Origin of the sequence: Methylosinus sp. RM1, assembly GCF_011378635.1 — a bacterium.
Lineage (GTDB): Bacteria > Pseudomonadota > Alphaproteobacteria > Rhizobiales > Beijerinckiaceae > Methylosinus > Methylosinus sporium.
Genome location: NZ_WOVC01000024.1, coordinates 1 through 24,314, shown reverse-complemented (window position 1 = coordinate 24,314; position 24,314 = coordinate 1). Strand labels below are relative to the sequence as shown.

The 24,314-nt window shown below is 65.1% G+C and carries 24 protein-coding genes and 1 riboswitch; of the genes, 8 read left to right on the top strand and 16 right to left on the bottom strand.

Annotated features, from left to right (window positions below):
• The first annotated feature begins 20 nt into the window (after nt 1-20).
• The 3 genes from FMZ75_RS15330 to FMZ75_RS15320 are packed head-to-tail and all read left to right on the top strand — an operon-like array spanning nt 21 to nt 2,731.
• On the top strand, nt 21-1,415 hold the full coding sequence (locus FMZ75_RS15330) for a M17 family metallopeptidase (protein ID WP_166143992.1): 1,395 nt from the start codon (nt 21-23) through the stop codon (nt 1,413-1,415).
• Nucleotides 1,412-2,260 carry a C40 family peptidase gene (locus FMZ75_RS15325; protein WP_166143990.1) on the top strand — a complete coding sequence of 283 codons (849 nt, stop codon included), beginning with the start codon at nt 1,412-1,414 and terminating at the stop codon, nt 2,258-2,260. The genes FMZ75_RS15330 and FMZ75_RS15325 overlap by 4 nt, the downstream gene beginning before the upstream one ends.
• 18 nt (nt 2,261-2,278) lie before the next feature.
• Nucleotides 2,279-2,731 (top strand): MaoC family dehydratase, encoded by a 453-nt coding sequence (locus FMZ75_RS15320; RefSeq protein WP_166143988.1) that lies wholly within the window; start codon nt 2,279-2,281, stop codon nt 2,729-2,731.
• A 19-nt stretch (nt 2,732-2,750) separates the two neighbouring features.
• Here FMZ75_RS15320 and FMZ75_RS15315 read toward each other — a convergent pair whose 3' ends face one another.
• The 5 genes from FMZ75_RS15315 to FMZ75_RS15295 form a co-directional block, all read right to left on the bottom strand.
• The gene (locus tag FMZ75_RS15315; protein WP_108916530.1) at nt 2,751-3,533 is read right to left on the bottom strand and encodes a phosphorylase; all 783 of its coding nucleotides are present in this window, start codon (nt 3,531-3,533) and stop codon (nt 2,751-2,753) included.
• A gap of 103 nt (nt 3,534-3,636) precedes the next feature.
• On the bottom strand, nt 3,637-5,265 hold the full coding sequence (locus FMZ75_RS15310) for an ABC transporter ATP-binding protein (RefSeq protein ID WP_166144036.1): 1,629 nt from the start codon (nt 5,263-5,265) through the stop codon (nt 3,637-3,639).
• 8 nt (nt 5,266-5,273) lie between these two features.
• Nucleotides 5,274-6,416 carry an ABC transporter permease gene (locus tag FMZ75_RS15305; RefSeq protein ID WP_370464728.1) on the bottom strand — a complete coding sequence of 381 codons (1,143 nt, stop codon included), beginning with the start codon at nt 6,414-6,416 and terminating at the stop codon, nt 5,274-5,276.
• A gap of 33 nt (nt 6,417-6,449) precedes the next feature.
• Complete coding sequence (locus FMZ75_RS15300; RefSeq protein ID WP_108916533.1) at nt 6,450-7,559, bottom strand: microcin C ABC transporter permease YejB; 1,110 nt, start codon at nt 7,557-7,559, stop codon at nt 6,450-6,452.
• 6 nt (nt 7,560-7,565) lie between these two features.
• Nucleotides 7,566-9,455, bottom strand: a complete 1,890-nt coding sequence (locus FMZ75_RS15295; RefSeq protein WP_207783457.1) for an extracellular solute-binding protein — start codon at nt 9,453-9,455, stop codon at nt 7,566-7,568.
• A gap of 310 nt (nt 9,456-9,765) precedes the next feature.
• On the opposite strand from FMZ75_RS15295, the gene FMZ75_RS15290 reads away from it, so the two are divergent.
• Nucleotides 9,766-11,217, top strand: coding sequence for an NAD-dependent succinate-semialdehyde dehydrogenase (locus FMZ75_RS15290; RefSeq protein WP_166143984.1), 1,452 nt, complete (start codon nt 9,766-9,768; stop codon nt 11,215-11,217).
• Between the two features lie 5 nt (nt 11,218-11,222).
• Here the strand turns inward: FMZ75_RS15290 and FMZ75_RS15285 are convergent, their stop codons facing one another.
• Entirely contained in the window at nt 11,223-11,654 is a 432-nt protein-coding gene (locus FMZ75_RS15285; RefSeq protein WP_024879797.1) for a cupin domain-containing protein, read from the bottom strand.
• A gap of 137 nt (nt 11,655-11,791) precedes the next feature.
• A riboswitch (cobalamin riboswitch) is annotated at nt 11,792-11,997 on the top strand.
• 110 nt (nt 11,998-12,107) lie between these two features.
• On the opposite strand from FMZ75_RS15285, the gene FMZ75_RS15280 reads away from it, so the two are divergent.
• The 3 genes from FMZ75_RS15280 (at nt 12,108) to FMZ75_RS15270 (ending at nt 15,320) form a co-directional block, all read left to right on the top strand.
• Nucleotides 12,108-14,132 (top strand): TonB-dependent siderophore receptor, encoded by a 2,025-nt coding sequence (locus FMZ75_RS15280; protein WP_166143982.1) that lies wholly within the window; start codon nt 12,108-12,110, stop codon nt 14,130-14,132.
• Nucleotides 14,133-14,156: 24 nt separating this feature from the next.
• The gene (locus FMZ75_RS15275) at nt 14,157-14,720 is read left to right on the top strand and encodes a hypothetical protein (protein WP_166143980.1); all 564 of its coding nucleotides are present in this window, start codon (nt 14,157-14,159) and stop codon (nt 14,718-14,720) included.
• 63 nt (nt 14,721-14,783) lie between these two features.
• A complete protein-coding gene (locus tag FMZ75_RS15270) occupies nt 14,784-15,320 on the top strand; it encodes a hypothetical protein (RefSeq protein ID WP_166143978.1) in 537 nt (178 codons plus the stop codon).
• A 74-nt stretch (nt 15,321-15,394) separates the two neighbouring features.
• Here the strand turns inward: FMZ75_RS15270 and FMZ75_RS15265 are convergent, their stop codons facing one another.
• The 10 genes from FMZ75_RS15265 to FMZ75_RS15220 form a co-directional block, all read right to left on the bottom strand.
• Nucleotides 15,395-16,348: a hemolysin family protein gene (locus FMZ75_RS15265; protein ID WP_166143976.1), complete on the bottom strand. Its 954-nt coding sequence runs from the start codon at nt 16,346-16,348 to the stop codon at nt 15,395-15,397.
• Complete coding sequence (gene ybeY, locus FMZ75_RS15260) at nt 16,341-16,859, bottom strand: rRNA maturation RNase YbeY (RefSeq protein ID WP_142862702.1); 519 nt, start codon at nt 16,857-16,859, stop codon at nt 16,341-16,343. Before ybeY ends, FMZ75_RS15265 begins: the two co-directional genes overlap by 8 nt.
• Nucleotides 16,856-17,902, bottom strand: coding sequence for a PhoH family protein (locus FMZ75_RS15255; protein WP_108916540.1), 1,047 nt, complete (start codon nt 17,900-17,902; stop codon nt 16,856-16,858). The genes ybeY and FMZ75_RS15255 overlap by 4 nt, the downstream gene beginning before the upstream one ends.
• The gene (gene miaB / locus FMZ75_RS15250) at nt 17,899-19,320 is read right to left on the bottom strand and encodes a tRNA (N6-isopentenyl adenosine(37)-C2)-methylthiotransferase MiaB (protein WP_166144034.1); all 1,422 of its coding nucleotides are present in this window, start codon (nt 19,318-19,320) and stop codon (nt 17,899-17,901) included. Before miaB ends, FMZ75_RS15255 begins: the two co-directional genes overlap by 4 nt.
• Before the next feature lie 116 nt (nt 19,321-19,436).
• Entirely contained in the window at nt 19,437-20,225 is a 789-nt protein-coding gene (locus tag FMZ75_RS15245; RefSeq protein WP_166143974.1) for a 1-acyl-sn-glycerol-3-phosphate acyltransferase, read from the bottom strand.
• 57 nt (nt 20,226-20,282) lie between these two features.
• On the bottom strand, nt 20,283-20,645 hold the full coding sequence (locus FMZ75_RS15240; RefSeq protein WP_166143968.1) for a hypothetical protein: 363 nt from the start codon (nt 20,643-20,645) through the stop codon (nt 20,283-20,285).
• Nucleotides 20,646-20,794: 149 nt separating this feature from the next.
• Nucleotides 20,795-21,301, bottom strand: coding sequence for a GNAT family N-acetyltransferase (locus FMZ75_RS15235; RefSeq protein ID WP_166143972.1), 507 nt, complete (start codon nt 21,299-21,301; stop codon nt 20,795-20,797).
• A complete protein-coding gene (gene tsaB / locus FMZ75_RS15230) occupies nt 21,298-21,993 on the bottom strand; it encodes a tRNA (adenosine(37)-N6)-threonylcarbamoyltransferase complex dimerization subunit type 1 TsaB (protein WP_142864709.1) in 696 nt (231 codons plus the stop codon). The genes FMZ75_RS15235 and tsaB overlap by 4 nt, the downstream gene beginning before the upstream one ends.
• Before the next feature lie 46 nt (nt 21,994-22,039).
• A complete protein-coding gene (locus FMZ75_RS15225; protein WP_108916544.1) occupies nt 22,040-22,591 on the bottom strand; it encodes a NifU family protein in 552 nt (183 codons plus the stop codon).
• A gap of 128 nt (nt 22,592-22,719) precedes the next feature.
• Nucleotides 22,720-23,112, bottom strand: a complete 393-nt coding sequence (locus FMZ75_RS15220) for a hypothetical protein (protein ID WP_142864711.1) — start codon at nt 23,110-23,112, stop codon at nt 22,720-22,722.
• 408 nt (nt 23,113-23,520) lie between these two features.
• On the opposite strand from FMZ75_RS15220, the gene fixJ reads away from it, so the two are divergent.
• The gene (gene fixJ, locus FMZ75_RS15215; protein WP_166143970.1) at nt 23,521-24,144 is read left to right on the top strand and encodes a response regulator FixJ; all 624 of its coding nucleotides are present in this window, start codon (nt 23,521-23,523) and stop codon (nt 24,142-24,144) included.
• Nucleotides 24,145-24,314: the final 170 nt, after the last annotated feature.

Here is a 24,314-nt window from a genome sequence, read left to right as displayed (position 1 = left end):
GAACAAGAAAAGAGGTTGAAATGAGCCGATTGGAGGATTGGACGGCGCAAGCGACGCCGATCGACTTCGTCGACAAAGAGAGCTGGCCGGTCGTCGCCGAGACCTTGCCGCCGGCCATCGCCGCTTTCGCGCGCGCTTGCGGCTTCGACGGCAAGGTCGGCGCGCATCTGCTCGCGCCGGGGCCGGATGGCGCGCCGGCGGTGGTTCTGTTCGGCGTGGAGGCGGCGGGGGCGCGTCATCGCGATCCTTTCCTTCCCGGCAAGCTCGCGACCTTGCTGCCGCCCGGCCTCTATCGTCTGCGCGAAGGCGTTTCGGATTCTTATGCGGCGGCGCTGGCCTTTCTGCTCGGCTGCTATTCCTTCTCGCGCTATGTCGCGCCCAAGAAGGAGCGCCCGCGCCTCTGCGCGCCGCAGGACGCCGATCGCGCGCGCATAGAGCGCGTCGCGGCTGCTCTCTCTTTCGGGCGCGATCTCGTCAACACGCCCGCCAATGATCTGGGGCCGGAGGCTCTGGCCGAGGCGGCGCTGGCGCTCGCCGCGCGACATGGCGCGCAGGCGCGCGTCATTGCGGGCGATGCGCTGCTGTCGGAGAATTTCCCGCTGGTCCATGCGGTCGGCCGCGCGGCGGCGCAGGCGCCGCGGCTCGTCGATATGTCCTTCGGGCCGGAAGAAGCGATGAAGGTGACGCTGGTCGGCAAGGGCGTCTGCTTCGACAGCGGCGGCCTCGACATCAAGCCGAGCAGCGCCATGCTGCTGATGAAGAAGGATATGGGCGGCGCCGCCACGGCGCTGGCTCTGGCCGATATTCTGATGGGTTCTTCCGCGCGCCTGCGCCTGCGGGTGCTGCTGCCCATCGTCGAGAACGCCATTTCCGCCGACGCCATGCGGCCGGGCGACATTTACCCGAGCCGCAAGGGTCTTTCCGTCGAAATCGGCAATACGGACGCCGAAGGGCGTCTCGTTCTCGCCGACGCGCTGGCGCTGGCGTGCGAGGAGGAACCCGATCTGCTGATCGATTTCGCGACGCTCACCGGCGCCGCGCGCGTCGCTCTCGGCCCGGAACTGCCCGCCTTCTATACGGGAGACGATTCTCTGGCGCTGGAGATCGAGACTTACGGGCGCAAGCTCGGCGATCCGGTCTGGCGGCTGCCTTTGTGGGAGCCCTATGATTCGCAGCTCGAAGGCAAAGCGTCCAATATCGTGAATGTGTCGTCGAGCGCACATGCGGGCTCGATCACCGCGGCGCTGTTCCTGCGCCGCTTCGTGACCAAGCCGGAGAAATGGGCGCATTTCGATCTCTTCGCCTGGAATCCTTCCGCCAAGCCGGGCCGACCGGAGGGCGGCGAGATTCAAACGGCGCGCCTCCTCGCCGAATTGATCGAGGAGCGCGCCGCGCGTTGGAGCGTGAAGGCATGAGCGAGAGCTTCGACAAAAGGCTGACGCCGGCGCGGCCCGATCTCGCCGCGCGTCATCTCGAGGGCAAGGTCGAGGCGGCGCGCTTCGTCGACGGGCGGCGGATGCAGGTGAAGGAAGGCGTCGCCGATCTGAAGCGCGAGCCGCGGCCGGACGCGCGGCTCGACACGCAGGCGCTCTATGGCGAGACGGTCATCGTCTATGACGATGAGGAGGGTTGGTCCTGGGTCCAGCTCGAGCGCGATTCCTATGTCGGCTGGATCGCCGCCAATGTTCTGTGGAGCCGGATCGAGACGCCGACGCATCGCGTCTGCGTTCCCCGCACCTTTGTTTTTCCGCGGCCAGAGATCAAGGACCCGCCCTTGCTGGCTCTGCCGCTCGGCGCGGATGTCGAGATCGTCGGCGAGCGCGACAAGTTTTTGATCGAGGCCGGCGGCGGCTTCCTCTATCGCTCGCATCTGACGCCGCGCGAGGCGCGCGTCGCGGATTTCGTCGCCATGGCGGAGAGTCTCATCGGCGCTCCCTATCTTTGGGGCGGCAAGAGCTGGCTCGGCGTCGATTGCTCGGGGCTGGTGCAGACCTCGCTCGCAATGGCCGGGATAGAGGCGCCGCGCGACACGGATTTGCAGGAGAATGGGCTCGGTCGCGCGCTCGCAGAGGGCGAGCCGTTGCGGCGCGGCGATCTCGTCTTTTGGAAAGGGCATGTCGGCATAATGCAGGATGCGGAGCGCCTGCTGCACGCCAACGCCTTCCATCTTCAGGTCGCGAGCGAGCCCTTCGCGCCGGCGCGCGAGCGGATTCTCGCTTCGGGCTCGGCGGTGACGAGCGTGCGGCGCCTCATCGAATGAGGGATTGGAGTGAGGGATATGCCCGAGCCGCTCTATCTCGAAGACCTCTTCGTCGATCAGCGCTTTCGCGCCGGGCCGATCGAGGTGACGATCGAAGAGATCAAAGCTTTCGCGAGCAAATTCGACCCGCAGCCCTTTCATCTCGACGAGGCGGCGGCGACGAGCAGTCTGTTCGGCGCCTTGGTTGCGAGCGGCTGGCACACCGCTTCCCTCACAATGCGGCTGCTGACGCAATGCGCGACTTTCTCCGGCGGGCTGATCGGCGTCGGCGGCAAGATCGAATGGCTGCGGCCGGTGCGGCCCGGCGATCTCTTGAGCGTCGAGGCGACGATCCGGCGCATCACGGCGTCGAAGTCCCGCGACGATCGCGGAATGGTCGCCATTCGCGTCGTTACCTCCAATCAGCTCGGCGAGCGGGTGCAATCGCTGGACGCCAATGTGATGGCCTTCCGTCGGCCGAATCCGACGTAACGGTCGCCGAGCCTCGGCGCTATTTGAATTTCTGAAAGGCGCGCAGCAGTCGTCGCAAGGCGACGAGGCTGGAGGTTCGACTGGGATCATAGGCCGGATTGCCGCCGGCGAAGCCCGCCGCATAGTCTGTGATGACGGCGGCGGCCGCGAAGGGCAGAGCGAAGCGCTTGGCCAGGATCGCCTCCGGCGCGATCGACATTCCGAGCGCATCGGCGCCGAGCATACGGGCCATTTTCACTTCGGCCGGGGTCTCGTAGCTCGGGCCGGAGAACCACATGAGCACGCCTTCGTTCAGCGTCACCCCGGCGCCGGCGCTGGCCTGCTTGAGCCGTCGCAGCAGCCTTTTGTCATAGGCGCCGTTCATATTCACGAAATTCTGCCCTGCGGCGCCGATGAGAGGGTTCAAGCCGCTGAAATTAATGTGATCGGTCACGCTGAAAATAGAAGAGGGCTGGAAATCCGCATTGGTCGAGACCGCGAGGCCGGTGGAGAGAAGTGCGCGCACGTTCAAATGCATCAATGTCTCGATCGGCGAAGACATGAGGCTCGGATCGCCGCTCTCGTAGAACTCCGAACGGCCCTTCAAGAACAGCATGGGCGCGCCTTCGACGAGGCCGATCAGAAGCTCGCCGCCCTCGATCTCGGGAAATCCCGGCAGCTCGGAATAGGGAATGGCGACCGCCTGCTCGCCGATATCGGCGGCGGCGAGAAATTCGCGTCCGAGCACGACCGCGGTTTCGATCGGCCCCAGAGGATTGCGCGCGCCGATGATATCGGCGGCGTCCCTTGCGCGCGTGCTCATGAATAGCCTCGAAAGAATTCGAATCGTCGCCGCCGAGTGTGACGAAGCCAAGACTTCGCCGCAAGGGCGCGCGTGATTTTTGCCCGCGCGGCTCTCGCCGCGATCAGGCCTTGTCGCCCGGGTGCGGCTCGGCCTCTATGCGGAAGGCCGCGGCGAAGAGTGCGCGCGTATAATCACTCTTGGGCGCGGCGAAGACCTCCGTCGCCGGGCCTTCCTCCACCACCTTGCCGTGGCGCATGACGATGAGATGCGCCGCCAGCGACTTCACCACCTTGAGATCGTGGCTGATGAAGAGATAGGCGAGGCTGTGCTTGGCCTGCAGCTCGCGCAGCAGATCGACGATCTGCGCTTGCACGGACATGTCGAGCGCCGAGGTCGGCTCGTCGAGCACGATGAATTTCGGCTTCAGCACAATGGCGCGGGCGATGGCGATGCGCTGGCGCTGACCGCCCGAGAATTCATGCGGATAGCGATCCATCATGGCGGGATCGAGCCCCGTCTCGGCCAGCGCCTTGGCGACGATCTCGCGCGTCTCCTCGAAGGAGAGGCCGCGCATCTGCACGCCGAGGCCCTCGGCGACGATCTCGGCGACCGACATGCGCGGCGACAGCGAGCCGTAAGGGTCCTGGAAGACGATCTGCATGTCGCGGCGTAGCGGGCGCATTTCCGCGACCGATTTCGCGTCTATGCGCTCTCCGAGATAGAGGATCGGCCCCTCCGAGCGGATGAGTCGCAAGAGCGCGAGGCCGAGCGTCGTCTTGCCGGAGCCCGATTCGCCGACGACGCCGACCGTCGAGCCGCGGCGCACCGCGAGGGTGACGCCATCTACCGCCTTGATATGGCCGACGGTGCGGCGCAGGAAGCCGCGCTTGATCGGAAACCAGACCTTGAGATCATTGGCGGCGACGAGCACGGGCTCGTTCTCGTCCTCCACCGGCGGCGCGCCTTTGGGCTCGGCGGCGAGCAGCGCCTTGGTGTAGGGGTGCTCGGGCGCGGAGAAGACTTTCTCGACATCGCCCTTCTCGACGATACGGCCGTGCTGCATCACGCAGACATCGTCGGCGAAGCGCCGCACCAGGCCGAGATCATGGGTGATGAAGAGCATGGCCATGCCATAGGTCTTCTGCACGCGCTCCAGCAGAGCGAGAATCTGCGCCTGCACGGTCACGTCGAGCGCTGTCGTCGGCTCGTCGGCGATGAGCAGGTCCGGCCGATTGGCGAGCGCCATGGCGATCATCACACGCTGGCGCTGGCCGCCCGACAATTGATGCGGAAAAGCGGTGAGACGCTCGGATGGATTGGGAATGCCGACCTCGCCGAGCAGCTCCACGACTCGCGCGCGGATTTTTTCCGCGCCGCGCGCGCCATGCAGCTCGAGGATTTCGCCGATCTGCTGCTCGATCGTCTGCAGCGGATTGAGCGAGGTCATCGGCTCCTGGAAGACCATTGTGATCTTCGCGCCGCGAATGGCGCGCAGCTCGGCGTCCGATGCCTTCAGAATATCTTCGCCGGAAAAGTCGATGCGTCCCGATGTGTGGATCGCCGCCGGCGGCAGCAGCCGCACGATGGAGAGCGCGGTGATGGATTTGCCGGAGCCGGATTCGCCGACGAGCGCCAGCGTGCGCCCACGTTCGACCGAGAAGGAGACTTTATCGACCGCGAGCGTCTCCTTGCCGCCTTGCGAGAAGGCGACGGAGAGATCGCGGACGTCGAGGAGGGGAGAAGAGCCCATGCGATCGTTCACCGGAAGGTCTTTCGCGGGTCGAAGGCGTCGCGCACCGCTTCGCCGATGAACACCAGAAGCGAGAGCATCAGCGCGATGATGACGAAGCCGGTGAGGCCGAGCCAGGGCGCCTGGAGGTTGGATTTGCCTTGCAGCAGCAATTCGCCGAGCGACGGCGAGCCCGGCGGCAGGCCGAAGCCTAAGAAGTCCAGCGAGGTCAGCGTCGTGATCGAGGAATTGAGAACGAAGGGCAGGAAGGTCAAGGTCGCGACCGTGGCGTTGGGCAGAAGATGCCGCGTGATGATGCGGAAATTGGAGAGGCCGAGCGCGCGTGCGGCGTTCACATATTCGAAATTGCGCGCGCGCAGAAATTCCGCGCGCACCACATGCACCAGCGACACCCAGGAGAACAGCAGCAATATGCCGAGCAGCACGAAGAAGCCCGGCGCAAGAAAGGAGGAGACGATGATGAGCAGATAGAGCTGCGGCAGCGACGACCACACTTCGATGAAGCGTTGGAAGACGAGATCGATCCACCCTCCGAAAAAGCCCTGCACCGCGCCTGCGGCGACGCCGACGATCGAGGAGATGCTCGCCAGAATGAGGCCGAACAGCACCGATAGTCGGAAACCATAGAGCAGACGCGCGACGACATCGCGGCCTTGGTCATCCGTGCCGAGCCAATTCCATTCGATCGCCGAGCAGCCGAGATGCGCTTTCTCTGGTCCGAGCTTCTTGGCCGCGGCGGCCTCGCATTGGGCCTTGGTGAGCAGCCATGTCGGCGGCGAGGGCGCGGGCGTCGGCAGATCGAGATTATGCGTGTCGTAGGAAAAGTGAATCGGCGGCCAGATCATCCAGCCATTGGCCTCGATCTCTTTCTCGATCGTCGGATCGCGATAGTCCGTGCGCGCGAGAAAGCCGCCGAATTTCTCTTCCGGATAGTCCTTGAAGATGGGGAAGAGCAGCTCGCCCTTGTAATAGGCGAGCGCGGGCCTGTCATTGGCGAGGAAGTTGGACGCCAGCGACAGCAGAAAGAGCGCCATGAATGTCCAGAAGGACCAATAGCCTCTGGAATTGGCCTTGAAATTCTGCAACCGGCGGCGGTCGATCGGCCGCAGGTGAAACAGCCCGCCGCCCGGAATTTCCGGCGCGAGCTTCATCGTCGGGGCAGGGATGCTGGTCTCGTTCATCGGTCAGACCTCGCGCGTCTCGAAATCGATGCGCGGATCGATCCATGTGTAGGTGAGGTCGGAGAGGAGATTCACCACGAGGCCGAGCAGAGCGAAAATATAGAGATTGGCGAACACCACCGGATAATCGCGATTGACGATGGATTCGTAGGAGAGATAGCCGAGCCCGTCGAGCGAGAAGATGGTCTCGATCAGCACCGAGCCGGTGAGGAAGGCGTGCACGAAGGCGCCCGGAAAGCCGGAGACGACGATGAGCATGGCGTTGCGGAACACATGGCCATAGAGCACGCGATTTTCGGTGAGGCCCTTCATGCGCGCCGTCTGCACATATTGCTTACGGATCTCGTCGAGGAAGGAGTTCTTGGTCAGAAACGTCTGCGTCGCGAAGGCGCCGAGCGTCATGGCGAGCACGGGCAGGCAGATGTGCCACAGATAATCGCCGACCTTGCCGATGAGCGACAGCTCCGAGAAATTCTCCGAGACGAGGCCGCGTAACGGGAATATCTGCCAAAATGAGCCGCCCGCGAAGAGCACGATGAGCAGCATGGCGAAGAGGAAGCTCGGAATCGCATAGCCGATGATGACGAGATTGGAGGTCCAGGCGTCGAAGCGCTCGCCGTCGCGCACCGCCTTGGCGATGCCGAGCGGAATGGAGACGGAATAGGAGATGAGCGTCATCCATAAGCCGAGCGACATTGAAACGGGCAGCTTCTCGCCGATGAGCTTCAGCACGCTCTCGTCACGGAAATAGCTACGGCCGAAGTCGAAGACGGCGTAATTCTTCACCATCAGCAGGAAGCGTTCCCAGGCCGGCTTGTCGAAGCCGAACTGCTTTTCCAGCTCGGCGATGAATTTGGGATCGAGCCCCTGCGCGCCGCGATATTTGGAGGCGCCTTCCGCGCCGGCGCCCGGCGTCGCCGCGCCGCCGCGGCCGACATCGCCGCCGCCGCCGGAAAAGCGCGAGGTCGCGCCCATGTCATAGCCCTGCAGCTGCGCGATGACGCGCTCGACAGGGCCGCCCGGCGCGAATTGCACAATGGCGAAGGAGATGAGCATGATGCCGAGGATCGTCGGGATCATCAGCAAAAGGCGTCGCAGAATATAGGCGGCCATATTCGTTCAACGCCCCGTGTAGTTGATCTTGCGCGCTTTGGCGTCGTCCCACCACCATGTCGCGGCTATGCCCGGGTCGAAGCGTGGGTAGCGCTCCGGGCGGCCGAACACATCCCAATGGGCGATCCAATGCGTCGGCTTGTAATAATGCGGAATCCAATAATAGCCCGCGATCAGCACACGATCGAGAGCGCGGCAGATTGCGACGAGCTCGGCGCGCGAGTTTGCGAGCAGCGCCTTTTCGATGAGGGCGTCGACGACCGGATCGGCGACGCCGATCACATTGCGCTCGCCTTTGGTTCCCGCCGCTCGGGAGCCGAACATGACGCGCAGTTCCTCGCCCGGCGAATAGCCCATGCGCGGGCGCTCCATGATGATGTCGTAGTCGAAATCGTCGAGCCGCGCCTTGTATTGCGCGGAGTCGACGATCCGGATGCGCGCATTGACGCCGATAAGCTTCAGATTTTTGACGAAGGGCTGAGTGAGACGTTCGAAGAAGCTCGAATTATAGAGAAATTCGACTTCGATCGGTTTGCCGCTCGGCAGGCGCGTCACGCCGTCCCTGCGCGTGCACCCGGCCTCGGTCAGCAGATCGATGGCCTTGCGAAGCAGATTGCGGTCTTGACCAGATCCATCGGAGACGGGCGGCTGGAAGGGCGCATCGAAGACTTCTTTCGGCAACTGATCGCGAAACGGCTCCAGCAACGCGAGCTCGGCGGGCGTCGGCGGACCTACCGCCTCGAGGTCCGAATTCTCGAAATAGGAGCTCGTCCGCTTGTAGGAATCATACATAAGGTTGTGATTGGTCCACTCGAAGTCGAAAGCGTAGCCGAGCGCCTTGCGCACGCGCGGATCGGAAAAAACCGGCCGGCGAATGTTCAAAAACCAGCCTTGAGAGTTGGAATTGTTGTAGTCGGGGATTTCCTCGCGCTTGACGCGCCCCTCGCGAAAGGCGGGGAAGTCGTAGCCTGTCGCCCAAATCGCGGAAGTGAACTCCTCGTGCGCGGTGAAGGAGCCGGCTTTGAACGCCTCGAAGGCGACGTTGCGATCAGCGTAATAGTCGAAGCGGATCACGTCGAAATTGGCTTGGCCGACATTGACCGGCAAGTCTTTCGCCCAATAGTCCGGCACGCGCTCGAAGGATATGAAACGGCCCGGGTTGAAGGGCCCGACCTTATAGGCCGAAGAGCCGAGAGGCGGCTCCATCGTCGTCTCGTTGAACTTGTGTTTCGTATAAAATGCTTTGGAGAAAATCGGCTGACTGGCGACCACGATCGGCAGGTCGCGCGTGCGACTCGGCGCGAGCTTCACGACGAGAATGTCGTCTGCGATCGCCGTCGCGCTCACGAGGTCGCGCAGCGATTGCGAGATCGACGGATGGCCCTCATTCTTCAAAATATCGAGAGAGAAGGCGACGTCATGGGCAGTGAGCGGCGAGCCGTCATGAAAGCGCGCTTCTCTGCGTAGCATAAAAGTGTAGGTGAGCTTATCGGCGGAAATGCGGACCTGCTTGGCGACGAGGCCGTAGAGCGCGTCGCGCTCGTCGAGGCTGCCTGCCATCAATGTATCGTAGACGAGTCCGATGCCCGCAGCCGGATTGCCGCGCAAAATATAGGGGTTGAGCGAATCGTAGCTGCTCGTCTCGGGCGGCGGCGGCTCCATCACCAGCGTTCCGCCCTTGGGCGCATTGGGGTTCACATAGGCGAAATGCGGAAAATCGGCGGGCTCGGCGAGCTCGCCGAAAATGGAGAGCCCATGGCTCTCGGTCTCGCCCGGGGCTGCTTCGGCGAGGGCGGGGCGCATAGCCCATCCCGGCAGGGCCAGCCCCGCGAGGCTCGAGATGGCGGCGAGCGCCCGGCGGCGCGTCACGGGAAGAAAATTGCGTGTTTCAGCCAAGGTGATCTCGCTTTCGGGGCGTCATGACTGGCGCGAGCGCGGCAGCTTACGCGAATCCCGCGATTATGTCGGATTTTCAGGATGAAGCCATATGAGATTGCGGTCGCCTCCCATATGACGCGCGAGCCGGGGCAGCGGTTCCGCCTTCCGCGGGAGAGCGCCGGATAGGCCCGGAAAGCGCCGCTTTTCGGGCAGCGGAACCGCGGGCGGGCCTCTCCCCGAGCGATTTGCGGAAGCTAAATGTTGTGTCCGCTGGCCAAGGCGCCGTATTCGATGGCCCCTTTCGTATCGCGTCGGGAGCGCAGCCGAGATGACCAGAGAGCCCCGCCCGTTCCGCCATCAGGCCTTCATCGACGGCGCCTTCGTCGCCGCTGACAATGGCGCGACCTTCGCCGTTCGCGATCCGGCTACGGGCGCGGTATTGGCCGAGGTCCCGGACCTGGGCGCGGCCGAGACGCGCCGCGCGATCGAGGCCGCCGAGCGCGCTTTGCCCGGCTGGCGCGGCAAGCTCGCCAAGGAGCGGGCGCAAATATTGCGACGCCTGCATGATCTGCTGCTCGCCGATCAGGAGCGCCTCGCGCAGATCATCACCGCAGAGCAGGGCAAGCCGATCGCCGAGGCGCGCGGCGAGATCGCCTATGCCGCGGCCTATTTCGACTGGTTCGCGGAGGAGGGTCGCCGCGTCTATGGCGACGTAATTCCGCAGCAGGCGCGCGAGAAGCGCATTCTCGTGTTCAAGCAGGCGATCGGCGTCACCGCCGCGATCACGCCCTGGAACTTCCCTTCCGCCATGATCGCGCGCAAGGCCGGCGCGGCGCTCGCCGCCGGCTGCACGATGGTGGTGAAGCCGGCCGAGCTGACGCCGCTCTCGGCCATAGCGCTCGCCGAGATCGCCCAGCGCGCCGGCGTGCCGGACGGCGTGCTCAATGTGGTGACGACCAACGACCCCGCCAGCGTCGGCGTGGAGCTGACCTCCAATCCGACGGTGCGCAAGATCAGCTTCACCGGCTCGACCGAAGTGGGGAAAATTCTTCTGCGTCAGGCAGCGGAGAATGTGCAGAAATGCTCGATGGAGCTGGGCGGCAACGCGCCTTTCATCGTCTTCGCCGACGCCGATGTCGATCTCGCGGTGAAGGGCGCGCTGGCGACCAAATATCGCAACAGCGGCCAGACCTGCGTCTGCGCCAATCGCTTCCTCGTGCATAGGGATGTCGCCGAGGCCTTCGGCGCCAAGCTCGCCGAGGCTGCCTCCAGGCTGAAGGTCGGGCGCGGCGTCGAGCCCGGCGTCGTCGTCGGCCCGCTGATCGAGGAGGCGGCGGTGGAGAAGGTCGAGCGTCTCGTCGCCGACGCCCGCGCGCGCGGCGCGAAAGTGCTGACCGGCGGCGGACGCCATGAGCTCGGCGGCAATTTCTATGCGCCGACCGTGCTCTTCGATACGCGGCCGGACATGCAGATCTTCGCGGAGGAGATTTTCGGCCCCGTCGCCGCGATCACCACTTTCGAGGATGAAGCGGAGGCGATCCGCCTCGCCAATTCGACGCATTATGGCCTCGCCGCTTATTTCTACAGCCGCGACATAGCGCGCGTGTTCCGCGTCGCAGAGCAGCTCGAGTTCGGCATGGTCGGCGTCAATGAGTCGCTCATGTCGAGCGAGGCGGCGCCTTTCGGCGGCGTGAAGCAGTCGGGCATGGGACGCGAGGGCTCCAAATACGGCATAGAGAGCTATCTCGAGATCAAATATGTCTGTCTCGGCAATATGTGAGGCGCTCAGCCCGCGCGATTCGGCGTGCCCAGCACGTGCACGTCGGGCGCGATCATCACATTGTCGAAACGCTGCGTGAACATCGGCGCCGCGAAGAAGGCGACGGCGCGCAGCGTTTCCTCGCCCGTGTTGACGAGATCATGCCGTAGCGGCGTAGGAATGACGAAGACGTCGCCTGGCCGCACATGATGGGTGACGCCGCCCTCGGCGCGCAATTCGCCGGAGCCGCCGAGAATATATTGCGTCTCCTCGGTGGCGTCCGTGTGCCAGCCGAGCCGTCCGCCGGGCTCGATCTCATAGACGATGGTCGAGGATTGCGTCGCGCCATGCTCGCCGCAGGAGGCGAAGGCGCCGGCCCAACGCACGCTCGGATCGTCCACGCCGCCGACTTTGGCGCGCGGCAGGTCATTGGTGGCGACGAGGTGAATGGCGCTCATTGATCTTCTCCGAAATTCTAATCGAATTTTCCATTGGGCGAGAGACCCGGGACGAGACCCGCCGCCGCAGTCCCAACGCGCCGCGCGCGGCTTCGTTCCGAACATGCGAGCGGGCGCTTGACACGGCGGCGCGGCGCGGCTCTATTGAAAGGGATGGTTCCCTCTCGAGGGATCAAAAGGGAATGCGGTGAACGCCGGCGACGGCGCGAAGCCGCGGCTGCCCCCGCAACTGTGAGCGGCGAGCCGAGGATCAAACGAGCCACTGGAGCCATGCGCTCCGGGAAGGCGATCCGAAGGCGCTGACCCGCGAGCCAGGAGACCTGCCATCAGTCGTGGTCACGCGCGATAGCGTCGGGCGGGGTGCACCGAGGCGGCCGAGACCCTTTTCGCTTTGCGCGAGAGGGTCGCGACCTTTCGCAGTGACGGCCCACGTCTGCTGCGAGTCGCTCAGCAATGTCTTCCCTGTCCCATCGGGCCGCCCTCGCGGGCGCCGCTTCTCGTTTTGCGCTTTTTTCCGCCGTGCTTCTCCTTCCCGCTCGCGCCGCGGGACAGGAGGCGCTTCCCGCCGTCGAAATCGGCGCGGCGACCATCGTCTCCGCCGATCGCGTCGAAGAGCGCGTCGACAAATCCTCCTCCGCCGTCACCGTGATCCCTTCCGCGCAGATCGAGAAGCGCGGCGCGAGCGGCCTCACCGAGGCGCTGCGCGGCGCGCCGGGCCTCGATCTCTATGAGACCGGCGGCCCCGGCGCGCAGACCTCCGTGTTTCTACGCGGTGCGACGCCCGGTCAGACGCTCGTCCTCGTCGATGGCGTGCGCATCGGCGATCCGTCCTCGACCGACGGCTCCGTCGATCTCGGCGGCCTCGTCGCCACGGACATAGAGCGCGTGGAGGTGCTGCGCGGCCCGCAGTCGGCGCTCTATGGCTCCGACGCGATGGGCGGCGTCATTCACATCGTCACGCGCAAAGGCGAGGGGCGGCCGCGCGCGTCTCTCTCCCTGGAAGGCGGCTCCTATGGAACCGGACATTTGCGCGCGCGCGTCTCGGGAAGCGAGGGTCGCTTGTGGTACGCATTCGCGATCGATGCGCTGACGATCGACGGTCATCCGCGCTATGGCTATCGCATCGCGCGGCCGCTGACGATCGGCGACGGCAAGACGCCTCTGCCGCCTCTGCCGCCCAATGATCCGACCAGAAAAGGCGGCGCCAGCGCGCGCCTCGGCTATCGCGTGAATGAGGATGTCGCGGTCGAGGCCGGCTTCTTCGGCTATGACAGCGCCATCCGCTTCGACAATCCCTATTCCTTCTCGGCGATCGACGTCTATGATCCGCAGAACCATCAGCACGCGACATTCGCGCAAGGGTATGCGCGCGTCGACGCCGACATGTTCGACCGCGCATTGCACAATCGCTTCACTCTGTTCGGCAATGTGACGAACCGCGACGTCTGGCAGGCGCGCTCCTGCTATGATGCGAGCTACGACGCCTATAATTGCCGGCGCGGCTATCGTGGAACGCGGCGCGGCTTCGAATATCAGGGCGATCTGACTCTCGGCGGCTTCGGCCTGCTGACTTTCGGCGCGCGCAATGAGACGGAGTCGGTCCGCACGTCGCAGGACCCGGTTCCGCCGACCACATTCACGCCGATCGACGCGGTGCAGACGACGCATTCCGGCTTCGCGCAGCATAAGCTCACAATGTTCGATCGCGTCGATCTCTCCTATGGCGGACGTATCGACGCTGTCGATCAGAACCGCACATTCGCGACATGGCGCGCGACCGCCGCTTATCGTCTCGAGGAGACAGGAACCAAATTGCGCGGCAGCGCCGGCACGGGCGCGCGCGTCGCCTCGCTCTATCAGCGCTTCAGCCAATATGGCGATCCGGCTCTCGCGCCGGAGACGAGCGTCGGATATGACGTCGGCGTCGATCAATCCTTGTTCGGCGAGCGTCTCTACGCGTCTCTGTCGCTGTTCGAAAACCGCTTTCGCGACCTCATCGAATTCGGCCGCGCGCCGAGCTGCAGCGCAACGCAGGCCTTCGGCTGCTATTACAATGTCGGCCGCGCGCGCACGAAAGGCGTCGAATTTTCCGGCGAGGCGATCGTCGTTCCCGGCGAATGGCGCTTGCGCGCGAGCTACACGCATCTCGCCGCGGAAAATCTGACGACGCATCGCAGCCTGTTCCGGCGGCCGCGCGACAAGGCGACGGGCTCCCTCATCTACACGGGAATTGCAGGGCTGGAGCTCGAGGCGCGCCTCGCCTTCGTCGGGCCGAACCCCGATTACGACTATATTTTCTCGCAGCGCGTGACGCTCGCGCCTTACGCAAAGCTCGATCTCTTCGCCGATTACAAGATCGACGAGCGCATGTCTGTGTTCGCGCGGATCGAGAACGTCAACGATGCGCGCTATGAGGAAGTCTACAACTACGGAACGGCGGGCCGCTCCCTCTATTGCGGCGTGAAATTCAGCTGGTGACGCGGTTTCAGGGAGAATGAACCGATGACGGATGCGACGCCGCAACGGCGCATGGAGTCGGATGGAACGCCGGTCGATGTCTTCGCTTTGCCGACCGACGCGCAGAGCCTGGAAGCGCTCTTGCGCGATCTCTTCGAAAATCATTGGCGCGAGATCGTGTTCGGGCCGATCATTCAAGGCGCGGCCTTCGAAATTCACGTCGATCATGCGCCGACGCATATCGGTCTTCTCGACGGCTATCTCACCATCGCTTTCGGGCAGACGCATTTTCACGTCTGCATCGGCGAGACAAAAGGACCGCGCAGCCGGCCGACGCCGCCTGCGCTCGCGCAGCATAGGCGCACGGCGCGCGCGGAGCTGCATCGGCGCTTCTCGGGGACATGCGTTCCAATGTCCTGGAGCCTGCAATTGTTCAATGGCGCGGATGAGCAGCAGTTCGCCGTGCTCTTGCCCAATCCGTTTCTGCATCCAGAAACGGAGAAAGTCCTGCGTGAGCCCGATTGGTCGCGGCTTTCATTGTGGGACGCGCTGCGGGCGCGCTGGCTCGGTCTCGTCGAGCCTGATCCGCTCGATCGGTCCGCGCGTTGATCTTCGGCATTGATCTTCGGCAGAGCAGGGCGTCCGGCCCGGCTCGTTAAAAAGGAGCATCGCATGACAAGGCTTTCACTTCCCATCATCGATGAGCGCAATCTGCTCTGGAGCGGCGCGCTCATTCTCGCAGCCGCCTTCTTCTCGCTGGCTTTCGCTTGCGCGGCGCCGCTCGCGGGCTTCGCCGCCATTGCGGCGCTGACGAGCACGCGGCGCAATGCGCTGGCGCTGACGGCGGCGGTCTGGCTCGCCAATCAGCTCGTCGGCTTCACCATGCTGCATTATCCATTAAATTTCGAGACGCTCGCCTGGGGCGGCGCGCTTGGACTCATCGCGCTCCTCTGCTGCGAGACCGCGCGTTTCGCCGCGCGCATGTCGATCGGCGCCGGCGCGCCTTTCGCCGCGCTCGCCGCGAGCTTTCTCGTCTATGAGGGAACGCTCTTCGCCATCACCCGCGCCATCGGTGGCGATGTTTCGCATTATGCGCTCGCCAGCGTCGCGCGAATCTTCGCCATCAACGCCTGCGCCTTCTTCGGCCTCTGGGCCGCGGCGCTGGTCTGCTCGACGATCGTCGCGTTGCGTCCTGCACGTCACGCCTGACGCGCGTCACAGACGCCGAGAATGCGAGCGCTATCCGATCCAAACGGATCGGGTAGCGTTTCCGTGGGAGAAGCCTATTTCGGCGCATGAACCCGCAGCCGCGCGACGCGGCGCGGATCGGCCTCGACGATCTCGAACTCCCAGCCTTCCACCGGCGCGGGCACGATCTCGCCGCGCATCGGCACATGGCCGGCGAGCGAGGCGACGAGCCCGCCGAGCGTCGTGACCTCGGCTCCGTCGTCCTCCGGCGCGAAATCGACGCCGAGCCGCTGCGACACTTCCTCGAGATCGGCCTTGGCGTCGATGAGATAGACTCCATCGGAAACGGCCTCTATGCGCGGCTCCTCGTCGACGTCATGCTCGTCTTCTATATCGCCGACGATCATCTCGACGATGTCCTCCATCGTCACGAGGCCATGCGTGCCGCCATATTCGTCGATGACGAGCGCGAGATGCGTGCGCGTCGCCTGCATCTTCACGAGGAGATCGAGCGCTGGCATGGAAGGCGGCACATAGAGCACCGGCTTCAGCACGGTGACGGTGGAGAGCTCCGCGGAAAAATCGATCGCGGCGAGCGACACGGTCGCCGCATGTTCGCCGGGCGCCGGCGCTTCCGCCGTCACCGGTTCGGCGCGCTCGGCGAGCGAGGCGAGATAATCGACGAAATCGCGAATGTGGATCATGCCGCGCGGATCGTCGAGCGTGTCGCCATAGACGGGCAGGCGAGAGTGGCCGGCGTTGCGGAACAGCGCCAGCGTCTCGCCGAGCGTCGCGTCCTGCGCGGCGGCGACGATGTCGGCGCGCGGGATCATCGCGTCGGCGACGCGCAGATCGTGCAGGGCCAGCACATTTCTCAGCAGCACGCGCTCATGCGGCGTCACATCGCCGGCGGCGCCCTCCAGCGCCTCCTCTATATCCTCGCGCACCGAGGGCGAGCCCAGCCCGATGAGCGCGCGCAGCCGATCGACGATGCCGCTTCGCTGCTCGCGCCTCGTGGCCGCGTGCTCGCCATTATCCGTCCTAGACATCGCCGTTCGATTTTCCTTTGGATGAAGTCTCCGCCACGGGCTCGGAGCCTTCGTAAGGATCGTTGAGGCCGAGCGCCGCGGCTATGCGGCGCTCCAGAGCCTCCATCTCTTCGGCCTCCCGTGGAGTTTGGTGGTCGTAGCCGATCAGATGCAGAAATCCATGAATGAGCAAATGGGTGAGATGCGCTTCGAAGCTCTTGTCTTGCTCCACCGCCTCGCGCGCCACTGTCTCATGCGCGATGACGATGTCGCCGAGCGCCATGCGGCGCGCGAGCGGACCGGGCGTCTCGAAGGAGAGCACATTGGTGGGCTTGTCCATGCCGCGCCATTGCGCGTTCAATTCGCGAATCGTCGCGTCATCGGTGAAATTGACGCTCAGCTCGCAGCCCGGCGCGAGCGGCGCCGCCGTCTGGGCGACGCACTCGCGCACGGTACTCTGCGTCAGCTCGTCGAGCCCGGCCTGCTGGTCCCAGCAGGGCGCGGTGACGATGATGTCGATCGCGACGCTCATGGTTCTCGAGGCTTCGCCTTCTCCCGCCCGGCGGCTTCATAGGCCCCGACGATTTGCCGCACGAGGTCGTGGCGCACCACATCGCCCTCGGCGAACTTCACTCTTCCGACGCCCTCTATGTTGGAGAGCAGCGCGATCGCCTCGCTCAATCCGGACTTTTGGCCGGGCGGGAGATCGGTCTGCGACGGGTCGCCATTGACGATCATACGCGATCCGTCGCCGAGTCGGGTAAGAAACATTTTCATTTGCATGGAGGTGGCGTTCTGCGCCTCGTCCAGCAGAACGCAGGCTTTGGTGAGCGTGCGGCCGCGCATGAAGGCGAGCGGCGCCACCTCGATCATGCCGGTTTGAATGCCGCGCTCCACCATGCGCGGGTCCATGAAATCATGAAGGCCGTCGTAAATGGGTCGAAGATAGGGGTCGACCTTCTCGCGCATGTCGCCGGGCAGGAAGCCCAAGCGCTCGCCGGCCTCCACCGCCGGGCGCGAGAGGATGATGCGCTCGACCGCTCCCTGCTCGAGCAGCGAGACCGCATGGCCGACGGCGAGCCAGGTCTTGCCCGTGCCGGCGGGCCCTTCGGCGAAGACCAGCTCATGGCGCTTCAACGCCCGCAAATAGAGGTCCTGGGCGAGATTGCGGGCGCGCACCGGCCCGCGTCGGCGCGTCGAAATCTGCTCGAAGACGGCGCGGCCGGGCTCCGCCTCGGGAAAGAGGCTGCCCTGGCGGGCCGATTCCTGAATAGCGCCATCCACGTCGCCGAGCCCCACATTCTGGCCGAGCTGCACCCGGCCATAGAGAATTTCCAGAACGCGGCGGGCGTGTTCGCAGGACTCCGAGCGACCCTTGAGCGTGACATGATTTCCATTGGCGAAGCAGGAAACGCCGAGCCGCCGCTCGATCTTGGCGAGATGCTGGTCGTAGAGGCCGAAAACGAGCGAGGCGTAACGATTGTCCTCGAAGGCGAGCGTGACTTCCGCCTCCGGCTCGCCCGAGCGCGGCGCATCCGGCTGTTCGAAGACCCGTCTCTCGCGGTCGAGCGTCACAGGGCGGCCTCCCTCGCATCATTTGGGATCGCGCGGCCGGCGATGCGTCCGGCGAGCGAATTGGAGCCGGCGGCGACGATCGTCACCGGCAGCGTCTTTCCGATCAGCTCCGCGCCGCCCATTGCATGAACGGGCTGCATATAGGGGCTCTTGCCGGCGATCTGACCCTCGTGCCGGCCGGCTTTCTCGAACAAGACCTCGACCGTGCGGCCGACAGTGGCGGCGTTGAACGCCTGCCGCTGCTCCTCGACCAGCGTCTGCAGAATGGCGAGCCGCTCGGATTTGACGCTCTCGTCGATCTGATCCTCGCGCTCGGCGCCCGGCGTGCCGGGACGCGGCGAATATTTGAACGAAAATGTGGATGCGAATCCGACAGCGCGAATGAGCTCCAATGTCGCCTCGAAATCCGCGTCCGTCTCGCCGGGAAAGCCGACGATGAAGTCGGACGAGAGTGCAATATCCGGCCGCGCCGCGCGCAGCCGCGCGACGATGTCCAGATAGAAGCTCGCGTCATGGCGCCGGTTCATCGCCTTCAAAATGCGATTCGAGCCCGATTGAACGGGAAGATGCACGAAGGGCGCCAAAAAGGGAAGCTCGGCATGGGCGTCGATCAGCTCCTGCGTCATGTCGACCGGGTGGCTGGTGGTGTAGCGCAGCCGCGTGACGCCTTCGATACGCCCGAGCCGCGCCAGCAGCCGGGGCAGGGACCAGGGCGCGCCATGCTGGTCCGTCCCGCTATAGGCGTTGACGTTCTGGCCGATGACGGTCAGCTCGCGCACGCCGGCGGCGGCTAGCGCCTCCGCCTCCTCGATGATCTCAGACGGACGTCGCGAGACCTCGGCGCCGCGCGTGTAGGGCACCACGCAGAAGGAGCAGAATTTGTCGCATCCTTCCTGAGCGGTGACGAAAGCCGTGACGTCGCGCACGCGCTTGCCCTCGGCCGCCATGCGGCGCAGCGCCGCGAATTTGTCGGCGACGGCGAAATCCGTCTCGGCGAGGCGTTCGCCGGCCTCGGCGCGGGTCAAAAGATCGGAGAGGCGATGATAGCTCTGCGGCCCGACGACGAGATCGACCGCGCGCTGGCGGCGCAGCACCTCCTCGCCCTCGGCCTGGGCGACGCAGCCGGCGACGATGATTTTATAGTCGCGCCCCTCGGCGCCGCGCTCGCTCTTCAGCTTGGCGAGACGGCCGAGTTCCGAATAGACCTTGTCGGTCGCCTTCTCGCGAATATGGCAGGTGTTGAGCACGACGAGATCGGCCTCGTCCTCATCGGCCGCTTCCGCATAGCCGCGCGCCGCGAGCAGGTCCGCCATGCGCGTCGCGTCATAGACGTTCATCTGGCAGCCATATGATTTCACATAGGCTTTTGTTTTGCCAAGCGATTCCGCGTCTCCGCGGGACTGCGATGCGGGAGCGATCGGCTTAGATGCGGCGTCGGTAATCTCAATTCTCCTGGCGGAACTCTCTCGAGCTGCACGATCGCGTGTTCTCCGAAAACCGCTTCGCGCTTTTCGGAGAACACGCCCCGGCGATATTACGCGCGCTTGCCGCCCGCCGCCGAGAGATCGGCCGCCAAGAGTTCGCGCACGCTGGCCTCTGTCGCGGCGGCGAGAGCCTTGCGGTCGCCGGAGCTCGGGTCCACCGCCTCGCCCCATAGTATATGACATTTCGCGCCGCCGCGCTTCATCAGACTCCACAAATGCGGGAGAAAAGTCATATCGCCATACCAGCCGACGTCGAGCCGCTCGCCTGTGCTCGAGCGCCGCGTATAGACGATCGCGGTCGGAACGAGCGTCGGCTTCGCCGCATCCTGGTTGGACTCGGCGAGCCCGCTCAGCATGGCGAAATGCGATGCGTTGAATTTCAGCACGCCTGCGCCGTCGCTCGAGGTTCCCTCGGCGAAGACGACGACGTCGTCGCCCGCCCGCAGCCGCTCGGCCAGCGCCGCATTGACGATCGGGATCGCCCGCCGATTGCCGCGCTCGACGAAGACCGTGCCCTGCAGCCGGGCCAGAAAGCCGAGCACTGGCCAGGAGGCGACCTCGGCCTTGGCAAGAAAGACGAGTGGATACAGGCTCGCGAGCGCGATGATGTCGGTCCAGGACACGTGATTGGCGACGACGAATCGCGGGCTGGAGCCACCTGGCGCGCCGCTCTCGCGGACCTCTATGCCGATGATCCTGCACATGACGCGGCAAAAGCCGGTCTGGATGCGACGGCGCAGCTCCCAGCGGCGCCGTCGCGCCAGCCACTGGATAGGAACGAAGACGACGAAGGCCCCGGCCATCGCCAGGACGAAAGTGATCGCGCGCAGATAGGGCATGGCCCTCTTTCCAACGCGCGAGCGACAGTTTCGTGACGGAAATTTCCGCGCGGCGCTTCAGTCGATCCAGCGCGACCTCATGCAGCCGTAGAATCGGTCCTGCAGCGCATTGCCGCGCGGATAATCGCCGGCTCTGAAGGCCGCCCGAGAGGCGGCGTCGAACCTGTAGCAATTGCGCCAGTGGCCGAGGCCGCCGTAGCCGGAGCGGCCCTGATGGCGGGGCTCCCATCTTCCTGCGCCATAACCGCCTCCGCCATAACCGCCGCCGCCATGGCCCCCTCCGCCATAGCCTCCTCCGCCGCCCATCATTCCGCCCGCGTAGCTCGGCGACACGGCGAGCGCCGTCGCGAAAAGCAGGGCGACGCCGAGTGGCGACAGCTTGGGGGCGGAAATCGACGCGGACGAAGTTCTCGTGGACATGACGATCCCTTTCCATGGCCATGGGGGCTGCGTTGCGATGAGCCTAGTTGGGGCGGCGTCGTCCGCTGGCAAGACGTCGATATGTCGCGAGGCCCGCGCGGGGCGTTGCCGTCGTCCCCCGAGCGCCGGCTTTCAAAAACAAAAAGGCTCTAAAGCTCGCACCGCATCGTCAGCGCCGCCTGACGCTCGCCGTTCGGACGCTGATAATAGTTCTCGCGCCGGCCGATCGTCTTGAATCCCAGCCTCTTATAGACCTTCAGCGCCGCGGCATTGTCCTCGCCCACCTCGAGGAAAACGAGCCGCGCGCCGCCGCGCTCGAGATTGGTCATATGGGCCGCGAGCAGCGCGCGACCGAGGCCCGCCCCGCGACGGGCCGGATCGACGGCGAATGTCAGAATCTCGGCGTCCGGCGGCAGCAGCCGAGACAGCGCCATGCCGCCCATCTCGTCCTTGAGCAGGCGCTCGTTCATCGCGCCGTCGGCGAGAATGGTGCGGTCCGTCAAAAGGCTCTCGAAATCGATCTTGGACCAGGGAAAGGCGAAAGAGGCCGCGTGGATCTTGGCGCAATCATAGGCGTGATCGGCGCCGATGGGGCGGATCACATAATGGGGCCTCGGAAAGAAGGTCGAGAACAAGCTCATGACGGCGCCGCTCATGCCTCGGCCGGGGCGTCTTGCAGCGGGCGCTGCTCCGAGGGCTTGGCGTCCGGCGCCTTCAGATAGAGCGGGCGGGCGGGGGCCGTCGCCGGATCGGCGACGAGGCCGAGCCGCGCGACATAGGCGATATCGGGCGCCGGCGCGCGGCTGGCGACCTCCGCCTCGAGGCCGGCGAGCCGCGCCTCCTCCGCCAGCAGCGGCGCGCCGGAGCCGATCAGCCGCAGCGGGCCCGAGCCGAGCGCGCGCAGCGCCTCATGGGCGCCGACGCGTCGCGGCGACAAGAGCGTGCGGCCATCCGGCCCATAGGCGGTCACATAGACTTGGCCATGGCGGGCGTCGATCGCCGCCGCCACCACGCCGTCGAAGGGGACGAGCACATGAGGCGCCGCCAGCGCCGCCAGAGTGGAGACGCCGACGATCGGCGCCTTCACGGCGAGGGCGATGGCCTGGCCCGCCGCGAGACCGATTCGGATGCCGGTGAAGGAGCCGGGCCCGACCGTGACCGCCACCCGTCCGATGGAGGCGAAGCCGCCGCCCGCCGCGGCGACGACGCGCTCGACGAGCGGCAGCAATTCCTCGGCGTGGCCGCGCTCCATCGGCGCCGTCTCGATAGCGATTGGATCCGCGGCGCCCAGATCGAGCACGCAGGCGGAGACGGCGGGAAGCGCCGTGTCGATGGCGAGGATTCTCATTGCCGGCGGATTATGACGGGTTTCGCGCGGCTTTCAAAGCGGCGTCTCAAACCTGCTGCACCGAGCTCACCTGGGGCACGAAATGGCGCAGCATATTCTCTATGCCGTTCTTGAGCGTCGCGGTGGAGGAGGGGCAGCCGGAGCAGGAGCCCTTCATCGCCACATAGACGATTCCGTCGCGAAAGCCGCGGAAAGTGATGTCGCCGCCGTCATTGGCGACCGCCGGCCGCACCCGCGTCGCGATCAGCTCCTTGATCTGCGCCACCGTCGCGGCGTCGGCGGGATCGAAGAACTCCGCCGGAGCGGCCTCGGCGCCGTCGATGACGATCGGCTGGCCGGAGCTGAAATGCTCCATGATCGTGCCCAGAATGGCCGGCTTCAGATGCGCCCATTCGGCGCCCGTCTTGGTGACGGAGACGAAATCGGGGCCGAACATCACCGCTTCGACGCCGTCGATCGACAGCAGCGCGCCGGCGAGCGGCGAGGCGGCCGCGGCTTCCGGCGAGCGGAATTCGCGCGCGCCCTCGGCGAGGACGGGGCGGCCGGGCAGAAACTTCAGCGTGGAAGGGTTGGGCGTGGTCTCGGTCTGGATGAACATGTGTCTTCTCCGCAGCGTCCGGTTCAAGGCCGGCGTGGCGATGGCGCCGCTTCTCTAGCACAAAATCCGCCGCGCGGCAGCCGAGCCTCGCGCACGACGCCTCACGCCGGGCGCGCACAATGGCGTGCTCAGCGGGCGGGGCGGGCGCGCAAAATGCCGAGCAGCGTCGCGCTATGCTCCGAGCGCCGCGCGCGCGCTTCGCCGATGGGCGCGAAATCGGAGATGTCGGGCGCGATTTTGTCGGAGCCTTCGAACATCAGCAGGCCCGTCTGTGTGACGATGATGTCGCCTTTGCGCAAGGTCGGATCGTCGAGGCGCGCATCTTGGCGCGCGTCGCGCGTCTCGACGGCGCGCTCGCGATCGGCGACGACGCGCGTCGCGAAAGCGTCGTAACGCTCGCGTGCTTCGTCTATGCGAAGCAGCCATTCGACGCGCGCATCCTCATCGCGCGTCGCTTCCGCCGCGGCGGGAGCGAGCATCGCGAGCGCCGACAATCCACAGTAGAAAAATGCTCTCGTCATCGCCATTGCGCGAAAATGGAACGAAGCGTGATGCGTTGCGCGAATATTATTCGAACGCTCGCTTGTGATTCGCGCATGCTCGATTCCCAGCTACGTGTATTCCCCAGTTTGTCAATCCCCGCCCTGCCCAGAATAATGGTTATAGCGCGGGTCACGCCGAACGAAACTCGGCGCAGACGTCGTTCGCTCGGCCTTTCCGCGCTTGGTTATTCCGGGGCTTTTGATGATGATCTGTCTGTCGCTGCGCGATGCGATCCCATGCTTCGCGTTCCCTGTGTCGGCGCGTCGAGACGCGCGACGCGCTTGTTCCACTCGAGACGAAGGATGACCATGGTTCAGCCGCCTCCGCTGACGAGCGCGCTCGTCGACGAGTCGTCTCGTCGAATTTGTGCCCTTCCGCAAGAACGGATGAGCAGAGACGCCACGATTCATATCGTCGACGACGACGACGCCGTTCGCGATTCTCTCAGTCTTCTATTGTCGACGGACGGCTTTCGGGTCCGGGCGCATGAGAGCGCCAGCCGATTTCTCGCTTCCGTCGATTCCGGCGATACGGGCTGCGTCGTGACCGACGCGCGTATGCCGGAGATGACCGGCATAGAGCTGCTGGAGGCGATGAAGGCGCGGCATTTGTCGCTGCCGGTCGTCGTCATCACCGCTTATGCCGATGTGTCGCTCGCCGTGCAGGCGATGAAGCAGGGCGCTTTCGACTTTCTCGAAAAGCCTTTCGACAATGAGGCGCTGATCGCCTGCGTGCGCCTCGCGCTCGCCTATGAGCGGGAGGAGCAGTTCCGCGCCGCCGAGACGCAGACGATCGAGGCGCGTCTGCAGACGCTCACCGCGCGCGAGAGCGAGGTGCTCGAGCGTCTCTTGCACGGAATGCCGAACAAGGTCATCGGCCGCGAGCTCGGCATCAGCGTCCGCACGGTGGAGGTTCACCGCGCCAATGTGATGCTGAAAATGAGCGCCGGCAGCCTCTCCGAGCTCGTGCGCATGTCATTGGCCGCCGAGCAGGCGCGCGGCAAGGGCTGACCCGCGCCCGGCGATTTTCCAGCATACGAAGGACGCGCCGGTTCCTCGGCGCGTCCTTTTTGTTAACCACGTCCTGTAGCGCATGGGACACAGGGGGGCGATAAAGCGCGGGCGTTGCGTGGAAGGCCTTGTCTTCGACATAGAGACGGGGTCATTTGGGCGCGCGGCGA